The 10,563-nt window shown below is 69.3% G+C and carries 10 protein-coding genes, 1 tRNA gene, 1 other RNA gene and 1 pseudogene; 8 read left to right on the top strand and 5 right to left on the bottom strand.

Annotated elements, in window-relative coordinates; genetic code table 11:
- From Q4P07_RS07275 to Q4P07_RS07260, 4 genes and pseudogenes are all read left to right on the top strand, one after another.
- A pseudogene (locus Q4P07_RS07275) lies at positions 1-231 on the top strand (hypothetical protein); the annotation flags it as partial.
- A 213-nt stretch (positions 232-444) separates the two neighbouring features.
- Positions 445-675, top strand: coding sequence for a DUF3073 family protein (locus Q4P07_RS07270; protein ID WP_303374241.1), 231 nt, complete (start codon positions 445-447; stop codon positions 673-675).
- 1 nt (position 676) lies between these two features.
- Complete coding sequence (locus tag Q4P07_RS07265) at positions 677-2,512, top strand: ABC transporter ATP-binding protein (RefSeq protein ID WP_303374240.1); 1,836 nt, start codon at positions 677-679, stop codon at positions 2,510-2,512.
- Positions 2,513-2,708: 196 nt separating this feature from the next.
- A complete protein-coding gene (locus tag Q4P07_RS07260) occupies positions 2,709-3,236 on the top strand; it encodes a hypothetical protein (RefSeq protein ID WP_303374239.1) in 528 nt (175 codons plus the stop codon).
- Positions 3,237-3,274: 38 nt separating this feature from the next.
- Here Q4P07_RS07260 and purM read toward each other — a convergent pair whose 3' ends face one another.
- Together purM and purF are read right to left on the bottom strand one after the other, a co-directional pair.
- Positions 3,275-4,390, bottom strand: a complete 1,116-nt coding sequence (gene purM / locus Q4P07_RS07255) for a phosphoribosylformylglycinamidine cyclo-ligase (protein WP_303374238.1) — start codon at positions 4,388-4,390, stop codon at positions 3,275-3,277.
- Between the two features lie 137 nt (positions 4,391-4,527).
- Positions 4,528-6,135 carry an amidophosphoribosyltransferase gene (gene purF / locus Q4P07_RS07250; protein ID WP_303374237.1) on the bottom strand — a complete coding sequence of 536 codons (1,608 nt, stop codon included), beginning with the start codon at positions 6,133-6,135 and terminating at the stop codon, positions 4,528-4,530.
- Between the two features lie 82 nt (positions 6,136-6,217).
- On the opposite strand from purF, the gene Q4P07_RS07245 reads away from it, so the two are divergent.
- On the top strand, positions 6,218-6,961 hold the full coding sequence (locus Q4P07_RS07245) for a DsbA family oxidoreductase (RefSeq protein ID WP_303374236.1): 744 nt from the start codon (positions 6,218-6,220) through the stop codon (positions 6,959-6,961).
- On the opposite strand, the gene Q4P07_RS07240 is transcribed toward Q4P07_RS07245, so the two are convergent.
- The 3 genes from Q4P07_RS07240 to Q4P07_RS07230 form a co-directional block, all read right to left on the bottom strand.
- Positions 6,958-7,269 (bottom strand): hypothetical protein, encoded by a 312-nt coding sequence (locus Q4P07_RS07240; protein WP_303374235.1) that lies wholly within the window; start codon positions 7,267-7,269, stop codon positions 6,958-6,960. The genes Q4P07_RS07245 and Q4P07_RS07240 overlap by 4 nt on opposite strands.
- Before the next feature lie 92 nt (positions 7,270-7,361).
- On the bottom strand, positions 7,362-7,685 hold the full coding sequence (locus Q4P07_RS07235; protein ID WP_303374271.1) for a sterol carrier family protein: 324 nt from the start codon (positions 7,683-7,685) through the stop codon (positions 7,362-7,364).
- A 50-nt stretch (positions 7,686-7,735) separates the two neighbouring features.
- Complete coding sequence (locus Q4P07_RS07230) at positions 7,736-8,971, bottom strand: arginine deiminase (RefSeq protein WP_303374234.1); 1,236 nt, start codon at positions 8,969-8,971, stop codon at positions 7,736-7,738.
- 83 nt (positions 8,972-9,054) lie between these two features.
- Between Q4P07_RS07230 and Q4P07_RS07225 the strand changes: the two genes are divergently transcribed.
- From Q4P07_RS07225 to Q4P07_RS07215, 3 genes are all read left to right on the top strand, one after another.
- Entirely contained in the window at positions 9,055-10,104 is a 1,050-nt protein-coding gene (locus tag Q4P07_RS07225; RefSeq protein ID WP_303374233.1) for a zinc-dependent alcohol dehydrogenase family protein, read from the top strand.
- Between the two features lie 43 nt (positions 10,105-10,147).
- Positions 10,148-10,243: signal recognition particle sRNA small type (gene ffs / locus Q4P07_RS07220), an RNA gene on the top strand.
- A gap of 86 nt (positions 10,244-10,329) precedes the next feature.
- Positions 10,330-10,417 (top strand) — tRNA-Ser (locus Q4P07_RS07215).
- Positions 10,418-10,563: the final 146 nt, after the last annotated feature.

The following is a 10,563-nucleotide window of genomic DNA, read 5'->3' as shown; positions in this document are numbered from 1 at the left end:
ACCGAGGACGGGGCCGCATCCGTCACTACCGAGGCCGCTGGCACGTCTGAGGAGGCGCTGCCCAGCGACACGACGCCCTCGCCCACACCCGCCACGGACGAGGCCGCCCCAACGACGGGCGACACCCAGACCGCCTCCGGGACCTCGCCCTGGGTCTGGATCGTGGGGGGTGGCGTGGTCGTCGTCCTCCTCGGCGGACTGTCCATCGCCCTGGCGCGTCGGAGCAAGTGACTCGGCGGGTCGACATACCCCAACGGGCAACTGCGGCCCGATCCCGCATTCCGCATTCCGCATTCCGACTGGGCAAACCCGCCCGATAGTGGAACTGTGCCCCGTCTCATGTAACCTGAGCCCCACGAAAGCACACAATTCCCCGGCTCGGCTCCGCGACCTGTTCCTCAGCCAGCGATGCCGTCCGGCAGAGTCGAACAAGGGGGTCACGCCATGGGGCGCGGCCGAGCCAAAGCTAAGCAGATCAAGGTTGCCCGGAGACTGAAGTACAGCTCTGGGCCGACCACCGACCTCACCGCCCTCGAGCGGGAGTTGCACCGTTCGCGAGGCGACATCGGCGAACGCGCCGGGACGCCCTTCACCGACGGTGATGACGACGACGAGACCGACACCGCCTACGCGGTCGACGACGACCGGCCTTGGGCCGCGGGCGACGAACGTTGAGGTGAGCAGCGCCGCGACGGCGCCGACGCCACCACCGACGAATCCACTAGGGACGACGTTGGCTGCTGGCATCCCCCACCCGTTCCAACAGCTCTGGCTGCGATACCGCGAGTACCGCACCCGGGTGATCCTGGGTTTCACGCTGTCCACGATCCGCAAGATCATGGACGTGATGCCCGAGCTGCTGATCGGTGCGGCCATCGACGTGGTCGTGCGCGGGTCCGACTCCTTCGTCGCCTCCCTGCTGGGCGTCACCGACCGTCGCGAGCAGATCGTCTGGCTCGCGGTGATCAACGCGGTCGTGTGGATCCTGGAGTCCACGTCCGACTATCTGGCCTCCCTCACCTGGCGCAACCTGGCCCAGCAGGTTGAGCACGACCTGCGCCTCGAGGCCTATGAGCACGTGCAGGGCCTAGACATGGCCTGGCACGAGTCACACCCGACTGGCGCGACCCTCGCGGTCATCAACGACGACGTCAACCAGCTCGAACGCTTCCTCGACTCCGGGGTCGACCGCCTCTGGCAGCTCGCGCTCAACGTCGTGCTGGTCGGTGCGGTCTTCGCGGCCAGCTCCCTGACCCTGACGGTGATGGCCTTCCTGCCGATCCCGGTCATCATCGTCGGCTCCATGTGGTTCCAGCGGCGCCTCCAACCCCGCTACGCCGCAGTCCGCGCCAGCGTGGCCCGCATCTCCGGGCTGGTCGCCTCCAACCTCGGGGGGATGGCCACGATCAAATCGTTCACCGCGGAGGCCCGCGAGCTGGACCGGGTGCGTGCGGCCTCAGAGACCTACCGACTGGCCAACGCCGAAGCGATCCGTGCCTCCTCCGCGTTCGTGCCTCTCATCCGGATGGCGATCCTCGTCGGCTTCACCATGACCTTGCTGCTCGGCGGTTGGATGGCGCTGGACGGCCGGCTGGAGATCGGTCTCTACTCAGTCCTGGTCTTCATGACCCAGCGCCTGCTCTGGCCGCTCACCCAGGTCGGCGAGGTGCTTGACCTCTATCAGCGCGCGATGGCGTCGGTCCGGCGCATCTTGGCGCTGCTCGACGAAGTGCCGGTCACGCTGCCCGGCACGGAGACGGTCCCCTCGATCACCGGGGCCCTCGAGCTGCGCGGCGTGCGCGCCGGATATGGAGAGGGGCCGGACGTCCTGCACGACCTGTCGATCTGCATCCCGGCCGGGGAGGCGCACGCGTTCGTGGGCCCGACCGGCGCGGGCAAGTCCACGCTGCTGCGGCTGCTCCTGCGCTTCACCGACCCTCGCGACGGCCAGGTGCTGCTCGACGGCGTCGATGTGCGCGAGCTGACCTGGGAGGGGCTGCGCGGCCAGATCGGGTATGTCGCCCAGGACGCCTTCCTCTTCGAGGGGAGCGTGGCCGACAACATCGCCTACGGTCGCCCCGACGCGACCCGCGAGGCGATCGAGCTCGCCGCCCGGCAGGCCGAAGCCTCCTCCTTCGTCGAGGCCATGCCGCTGGGTTATGACACGCACGTCGGCGAGCGCGGCGTGACCCTCTCCGGTGGCCAGCGCCAGCGCCTGGCCCTGGCCCGAGCCATCCTCCGCGACCCGGCCATCCTCATCCTCGACGAAGCGACCTCAGCCGTTGACAACGAGACCGAGGCGGCGATCCAGCGCTCGCTCGCGGAGGTCAGCCAGGGCCGCACCACAGTCATGGTCGCGCACCGTCTCTCGACGGTGCGCAACGCCGACCGGATCTGGGTCATCGACGCTGGTCGGGTGGCCGATGCCGGCACGCACGACGAGCTCGTCCGCCGCCCCGGCCCCTACGCCGACCTGTGGGCGGTCCAGACCGGCGATCTCGCCGCGTCCTAAGGCCCGGTGGAGGTCGTTCCCCCCGGTCCGGTCTGAGCCGGGCCTCCAGGAGGGGCCCACGCACCCCAAACGTCGATGAGCCCCCTGTTATAGCAGGGGGCTCATGCGCGTTTGCGGGGGTCGCACGTCATACTGGATGGTGGTCCGGCCCGTGGCCGCGAAGCCGGAAGACCTGGGTGAAGAAGAGGGGGAGTCCATGGCACGCAGCAGGCACGAAGCGGCGTGGACAGCCGACGAATCTCTCGTCAAGGGCCACGTCCGCCGCAATAAGGCCTGGGTGCTGCTGCTCCTGGTCGCCGCCGGCGCCACCATCATCGGGACGACGTGGTGGACTTCCATGAACTTCCAGTCGGTGACCTATCAACTGCGCGTCTGCGCCGAGCCGTTGACCAAGGAAGCGAGCTGGGCGCAGGTCCAACAGGCGGCCTGCGACCCGGTCCCGATCGCGGACGACCGCCTGACGCTGTGGGCCGGCAGCGACGAGCAGGAGCCCGAGTCGAGCACGGAGTCCTCGTGGACCTTCAAGGAGGTTCCGCTCAACACCGCGCTCACGGCCATCGAGATCAACCTCGCCGACCCTGCGCAGACCGTGGTGCTCGCCGAGCCCGACAACTTGAGCCTGCGTCGCAACCTCACTGGCGACGCCACCGGCCGGAAGTGGACCGCCAACGTCGGCTCCCGCGGCCCGACGTCCTACTGGATCCTGGTGACTCCCCAGCCCTGACCGGATCGGTCTCCCGGCCCGGTGACGTCCGGTGCGCCTCAGTAGCGGTAGTCCCCCACCAGTTGGACCGCTCCCCCGTCGACGCCCTTAGCGCCCTGGACTACGGTCGCCCCGGACAGGTGCGCCATGCCCGCGTCGCCGATCGACCCGATCGGCCAGGCGTCGACCCCGAGCTCGATCAGCATCCGCACCGCGCGGTCGGCACCGTCGGCGTCCACGACGGCCACGAATCCGACTCCCATGTTGAGGGTCTGCTCCAGGTCCGCCAGCGGCACCCGACCGAGTTTTTGGACCAGCCCGAAGATCGGCGGGGGTGTCCAGCACCGCTCCACCATGGCGAGCACCCCGACGGGCAGCACCCGTGCCAGGTTGGCAGCCAGGCCACCGCCAGTGACGTGCGAAAGGGCGTGCAGGCCCAGGTCGGCCCGCACGATCTCGAGCAGCGGCCGGGTGTAGATCCGCGTCGGCTCCAGCGCCTCCTCGCCCAGGGTGCGACCGAACTCGTCGACGTGCCGGTCCCACGCCCAGCCGGCGGCCTCGACGACCCGCCGCACCAGCGAATAGCCGTTGGAGTGCAGCCCCGAGGAAGCCAGCGCGATGACGACGTCCCCCTGCTCCACCAGGTGCGGACCCATCACCGAGTCCCGCTCCACGACCCCCGTGGCCGCCCCGGCGACGTCATACTCCGCAGGCCCGAGCAGCCCTGGGTGCTCAGCGGTCTCGCCCCCGATGAGCGCCACCCCGGCCAGCTCGCAGCCCCGAGCGATGCCGGAGACGATCGCGGCGATCCGCTCGGGGACAACCTTGCCGCACGCGATGTAGTCGGTCATGAACAACGGCTCAGCCCCACACACCACAATGTCGTCGACGACCATGCCGACCAGGTCCTGACCAATGGTGTCGTGCACGTCCATCGCCTGCGCGATCGCGACCTTGGTCCCGACGCCGTCGGTCGAGGAGGCCAGCACCGGATGACGCATGCCGGTCAGCGCGGACGCGTCGAACATCCCGGCGAAGCCGCCGATCCCGCCCAGCACCTCCGGCCGTTGAGCCCGCCGCACCGACTCCTTCATCAACTCCACGGCGCGGTCGCCCGCGTGCACGTCGACGCCGGCACTGGCGTAGGTGATCGGCTGGCCCTCGGGCGTGGACATGCAGGTCCCCTCGATGGTGGGTGCAAAGACAGCACCAGGGTATGCCGTGGCACTCCCGGCTTTTCACGCGAGACTCCTCACGCGTGACCTCTCACGCATGACTTTTCACGCGTCACGCCGTGCGGCGCCTGGTCGGCTCAGGGGCGTTCCACTGCGGCGCGCCCACCCGCAGAGGCGGTGATCGGGACCCCGTCCATGTCGCGGGTCGCGACGTCCGGGGTGTCTGCGCCCCTGGCGACGCGATCGACGTCGGACGCCATCTCGACGTCCGGGAACTGCAGCTCGAGCACGTCCTTGCCCAGCTTGCCTTCGCTGGGCAGCTCGATCGGATAGTTGCCGGAGAAGCACGCGGTGCACAGGGTGCCGCGGTCCTGCTCGGTGGCTGCGATCATGCTCTCCTCGCTGATGTAGGCCAGCGAGTCGGCGCCCAGGGAGCGGCAGATGTCCTCGGTGTGCAGGCCGGTCGCGATGAGCTCGGCGCGGGTGGCGAAGTCGATGCCGTAGAAGCAGGGCCAGCGCACCGGCGGCGAGGAGATCCGCACGTGCACCTCTGCCGCACCGGCCTCCCGCAGCATCCGGACCAGCGCACGTTGGGTGTTTCCGCGGACGATGGAGTCGTCCACCACGATGAGGCGCTTTCCGCGGATCACGTCGCGCAGCGGGTTGAGCTTGAGCCGGATGCCGAGCTGGCGGATCGTCTGGCTCGGCGCGATGAAAGTGCGCCCGACGTAGGCGTTCTTGACCAGCCCCTGGCCATAGGGGATCCCGGAGGCCTCGGCATACCCGATGGCCGCGGGCGTGCCCGACTCCGGAGTCGGCATCACCAGGTCGGCCTCGACGGGGTGCTCCTGGGCCAGGCGGCGACCCATCTCCACCCGGCTGGCATAGACGCCACGCCCCGCGATGGTGGTGTCGGGCCGCGCCAGGTAGACCCACTCGAAGACGCACCGCTTGGGCGCAGCCTCGGCAAAGCGCGAGCTGCGCAGGCCGTCCTCATCGATCGCGATGAGCTCACCGGGCTCGACCTCCCGCACGACCGAGGCCCCCACGATGTCCAGTGCCGCGGTCTCGGAGGCGACCACCCACCCGCGCTCGAGCCGGCCCAGCACCAGGGGACGGACCCCCTGCGGGTCGCGAGCGGCATACAGGGTGGTCTCGTCGCAGAAGACCAGGCTGAACGCGCCCCGCAGCAGTGGCAGCACCCTCATCGCGGCCAGCTCTAGCGGCAGGTCCTCGTCGGCGGTGAGCAGCCCCGTGATGAGCGCGGTGTCGGTGGTGTTGCCACGGCCGATCTCCCCGCCGGCGCTGGCCAGGTCCCCCCCGTGCGCGTCGGAGAGCAGATCGCGCAGCTCGGTGGTGTTGATGAGGTTGCCGTTGTGAGTCAGTGCGACGGTGCCATCGGTGGTGCCGCCGAGCGTCGGCTGGGCGTTCTCCCAGGAGTTGCGACCCGTCGTGGAGTAGCGGCAGTGGCCGACCGCAAGATGGCCTCGGAGGGAGGCGAGCGCCGACTCGTTGAAGACCTGGCTGACCAGCCCGACGTCCTTATAGACCACGAGTCGCTTGCCGTCGCTGGTGGCGATGCCGGCGGCCTCCTGACCGCGGTGCTGCAGGGCGTAGAGGCCAAAGTAGGTGAGCTTGGCGACCTCCTCGCCCGGCGCCCACACCCCGAACACCCCGCAGGCGTCCTGAGGCAGCCGCTCGTCCGGGAGGAGGTCGTGCGAGAGCAGTCCGTCGGGTCGTGCCACCCGCCGATCATCCCACAATCGATGGGTCAGGTATGACGTCGCTCCGGGGAATCTTGGCATCCCGGCGTGGGTTGTCGTCGGTATGCGTATTGACGTCTGGTCTGACATTGCCTGCCCGTGGTGCTACATCGGCAAGCGGCGCCTCGAGGCCGCCCTCGGCGACTTCGAGCATGCCGAGGACGTGGAAGTGGTGTGGCACAGCTTCGAGCTCGACCCCAACGCACCCACGCCACCGACCGAGACGGGCGTGAGCGCGCTGAGCCGCAAGTACGGCACCGCAGACACCGTGGCGGCGATGATGGCCAACGTCACCAGCGTGGCTGCGGGCGAGGGGCTCGAGTTGCGCCTCCAGGACACGATGCACCTCAACACGCGGGACGGCCACCGACTGCTGCACCTCGCGCTGGAGACCGGCGGGCCGGCCCAGCAGGGCGAGCTCAAGGAGGCCCTGCTTGACGCCTACTTTGTCCAGGCGCTCGACGTGGCCGATCACGATGTCCTGCGCCGGGTTGCGGTCGGCGTCGGTCTCGGGGAGTCCGCCGTCGACGGTGTCCTGACCAGCCAGGACTATGACGCGGACGTGGACGCGGACGTCGCGGCCGCGCAGGCCTATGGGGCCGGCGGTGTGCCCTTCTTCGTCATCGACGAGCGCTATGGGATCTCGGGGGCTCAACCGACGAGCATGTTCGCCGGCGCGCTGCGCCAGGCGTGGGACGAGAGTCACCCCCGTTTGCAGACGCTCGGCGCCGCCGCTGGCGGCAGCATGGCCGCTGAGTCAGTCGCTGACGAGACTGGTGTCTGCGGCCCGGACGGCTGCGCGCTCTAGCCGCGCATGCTCACGCTGTCGGCGATCAGATAGAGGACCGCAGCGAGAAAGCCGCCGATGAGCAGACCGATGCCGCCGATCAGGATCCCTTCCTGCAGCGCGGAGCTGTTCATGGCGTCCGGGCCGATCAGGCTGACCACAAATCCGAGGAACAGTCCCAAAAGTCCTCCGACCCACAGGAAGCGCATCAGCTCAGGCCGACGACGGACGGGAACGTAGTTGACTGCGCCTTCACCGGCCAGCCGGTCAGGCTGGTTGGGCGACGCTGCGGTGCCGGTGCCCTGCGGTTCTACATGCTCGTGTGCCACCCCCCTAGTATCGCCCACGGTGACGCGCCGGCAACTCCACCCGTCCGGTCTGGCACGGCCACCCGCCCGGTGGGGTGGTGGGGGTGGTGGTGTCAGGCCAGGGGAAGGTGGGGCGAGAGGTCGGCGCGGATGCCGGAGCTGCGGAGCGCGCCACTGGCCTCCGCCTGCTGCCAGGTTAGCTCGCCGGTGGCCAGCGCTAGCCACGTCTGCGCGTCGGTCTCGACGACGTTGGTCGGGGTGCCGCGCGTGTGCTGCGGGCCCGGGACGCACTGGACCGCCGCAAACGGAGGCACCCGCACTTCCACCGACCGTCCGGGCGCGCTCACCGCAAGCTCCTCCAGGGTGTAGCGCACCGCGGTGGCGACCACCTTCTTCGGGACCTCGACACGCTCGGTCGCTGCTCGCCATACCTCCACGGCCTCCACCCCGGAGCCGATGTCGACGCGCCGCCTGATTGCCACTGTGCTCAGACCAGCACGTCTCGCTCGATCGGGCAGGACATGCACCTGGGGCCACCCCGACCTCGCCCGAGCTCGGAGCCGGAGATCTCCAGGACCTCCACGCCCTGACCGCGCAGATAATCGTTGGTGACCGTGTTGCGCTCATAGCCGACCACGACGCCGGGCTCGAGCGCGAGCACGTTGCACCCGTCGTCCCACTGCTCGCGTGCGGCGCCGCGGGGGTCCTGATCGGCGGCGAGGATCCGGATCGAGGACAGGCCCAGCGAGGTGGCGATGACCTTGTCCATCTCGGAGGGGTCATGGCGTTCGACGAGGATGTCGAGCTCGCCGTCGATGATGTCGCCGGGGGTCATGGTCCACGACGTCAGGGAGGGCAGCCCGGTGTAGCGGGTGAAGGTCTCTTCATCGATCATCGTCATCACCGTGTCCAGGTGCATCACCGCGCGCGCCTTGGGCATGTCGAGCGCGATGACGGTCTTGACGTCGCCGCCAGCCAGGAGCTTGCGAGCCATCCGCTCGACCCCCATCGCGGTCGTCCGCTCCGACAGTCCGACGAGCACGACGCCGTTGCCGGGCACGAGGATGTCGCCGCCCTCGGCGGTCGCGGGGCCGTCGTCGACCCCGTGGGCCCACCACTGCATCCCGGACTGCGCAAACATGGGGTGGTAGCGATAGATCGCGTCATAGTGCACCGTCTCGCGTCGACGCGCTTTCTTGTGCATCGAGTTGACCGCGACCCCGTCGTAGAGCCAGGCCGAGGTGTCGCGGGTGAACAGGTGGTTGGGCAGCGGCTCCAGGACCGAGTCGTGGTCGTCGAGCTGCTCGATCAGCAGCGAGTGCGTGACCGGGATCTGCTCGAGCACCTCGTGCTTGGTGATGCCACCGATCAGGTGCTGCGTCAGCGTCTGGTCATCCATCTGGTCGAAAAGCTCGCGCAGCTCCGCACCGGCCAGCGGGCCCATGTGGCGCTCGTCGAGGCTGTGGTCCAGGACGAACGTCCTCGCCTGCGGCACGGCCAGCGTCTCGCGCAGCAGCGTGTCGAAGTGGTGGACGACGACGCCGCGCTCCGTCATGACCTGCACGAAGTGGTCGTGCTCCCGCTGGGCCTGCTCGACCCACAGGATCTCGTCGAAGAGATACTGCTCCTTGTTGTCGGGGGTGAGCCGGTGCATCTCAAGACCTGGCCGGTGGACGATCACCTGGCGCAGGCGACCGACCTCGGAACCGACGTGGAAGGGCATGTGGACGTCCTTTCAGGTATGACGTAGCGCGGGCTCATCCTGCCACGTGCCGGACGGGTGGGCGGGGCTGAGAGAATGCGGGCATGAAGGCAACCGTGCTGCACGCACCCCGCGATATCCGTCTCGACGACGTCCCCGACCCGACGATCCTGCGTCCCAGCGACGCCCTGGTCCGGGTGACCGCCAGCTGCGTGTGCGGCTCTGACCTGTGGCCCTACCGCGGGATCAACGAGGTGCCGAAGCCACGGCAGATCGGGCACGAGTTCGTCGGGGTCGTCGAGGCCGTGGGCACCGACGTGCGCACCGTGGCGCCGGGGCAGTTCGTCATCGCACCCTTCGTCTTCTCCTGCGGCGACTGCTCCCGCTGCCGGTTCGGCATGCAGACCTCCTGCGTCAAGCGCGGCAGCGGGTGGGGTGGCACGGACGGTGACGGTGAGCCCGTCCCCGCCTGCCAGGGAGAGTTCGTCCGGGTGCCCTATGCCGACGGCACCCTGGTGGCCACCCCGGAGCTGCCCTCGGACGAGCTGCTGCCTTCGATGCTCGCGCTCTCGGACGTCATGGGCACCGGCTGGCACGCGGCGCACCGGGCGGGCGTGCAGCAGGGCGAGACGGTCGTGGTGGTCGGTGACGGCGCCGTCGGTCTGTGCGCCGTGCTCGCCGCCGTGCGGATGGGGGCCGGCCGGGTCATCGCGATGTCGCGGCACGCCCCTCGAGCGGCGGTGGCCACGTCATTCGGAGCGGCAGACATCGTGGCCGAGCGCGGCCAGGAGGGTGCCGAGCGGATCATGGAGCTCACTGGCGGGGTGGGCGCAGACCGCGTCCTGGAGTGCGTCGGCACAGCCGAGTCGATGGAGCAGGCGTTCGCGGCGGTGCGCCCCGGCGGCACGATCGGCTACGTCGGCGTCCCGCACGGGATCACCCTGCCGATCGAGAAGATGTTCCGCGACAACATCAACGTCGCTGGCGGCGTCGCTCCGGTGCGTCACTATCTGGAGGCGCTGCGCGACGACGTCCTGGACGGCACGATCGAGCCGGGCGTGGTCTTCGACCTGACGCTGCCGCTGGCCGAAGTTGCGCAGGCCTATCGGGCGATGGACGAGCGGCGCGCGATCAAGGTCATGCTGCGACCCTGAGTCCGCATTTCGCGCACCTGATCGTCACCGCGTAGACTCTTTGCCGGACCCCCCGTGCGGTGGTACCTCGGTGAATCCCCCAGGGCAGGAATGCAGCAAGGGCAACTGAGCTCTTCCAGGTGCGCGGGGGGTTCTTCCTGTCCTGTAGCCCGCAGAAGGACGTCCTGTGTCCCGCAGCTGGTCGACGATTTCGGTCACCCCGGCCGCTCGGGTATCCTCATCGACGGAGGATTCGCATAGTGGCCTAGTGCGCACGATTGGAAATCGTGTTGGGATAAAACCCTCGGGGGTTCAAATCCCCCATCCTCCGCCACTGTCCTGACACAGGACGACAGACCCTCGGCCCCTCGGCGGGCCGGGGGTCTTGTGCGTCGCCACGGGTTTCGTCCCCGAGCGTCCGGGCACGTATCATGGCAACCGGTCCCCCGTGCGGTGGTACCTCACTGAACTCCCCCAGGG

It is taken from the genome of Ornithinimicrobium sp. (assembly GCF_030537745.1).
Lineage (GTDB): Bacteria > Actinomycetota > Actinomycetes > Actinomycetales > Dermatophilaceae > Ornithinicoccus.
The sequence above is the reverse complement of the archived record's forward strand: the minus strand, read 5'-3'. Positions and strand labels throughout refer to the sequence as shown.

Excerpts from the sequence above, each read along its gene's own strand:
- Q4P07_RS07270 (WP_303374241.1), top strand. The coding sequence starts at position 445 with ATGGGGCGCGGCCGAGCCAAAGCTAAGCAGATCAAGGTTGCCCGGAGA.
- Q4P07_RS07260 (WP_303374239.1), top strand. The coding sequence starts at position 2,709 with ATGGCACGCAGCAGGCACGAAGCGGCGTGGACAGCCGACGAATCTCTC.
- purM (WP_303374238.1), bottom strand. The coding sequence starts at position 4,390 with ATGTCCACGCCCGAGGGCCAGCCGATCACCTACGCCAGTGCCGGCGTC.
- Q4P07_RS07245 (WP_303374236.1), top strand. The coding sequence starts at position 6,218 with ATGCGTATTGACGTCTGGTCTGACATTGCCTGCCCGTGGTGCTACATC.
- Q4P07_RS07230 (WP_303374234.1), bottom strand. The coding sequence starts at position 8,971 with ATGCCCTTCCACGTCGGTTCCGAGGTCGGTCGCCTGCGCCAGGTGATC.
- Q4P07_RS07225 (WP_303374233.1), top strand. The coding sequence starts at position 9,055 with ATGAAGGCAACCGTGCTGCACGCACCCCGCGATATCCGTCTCGACGAC.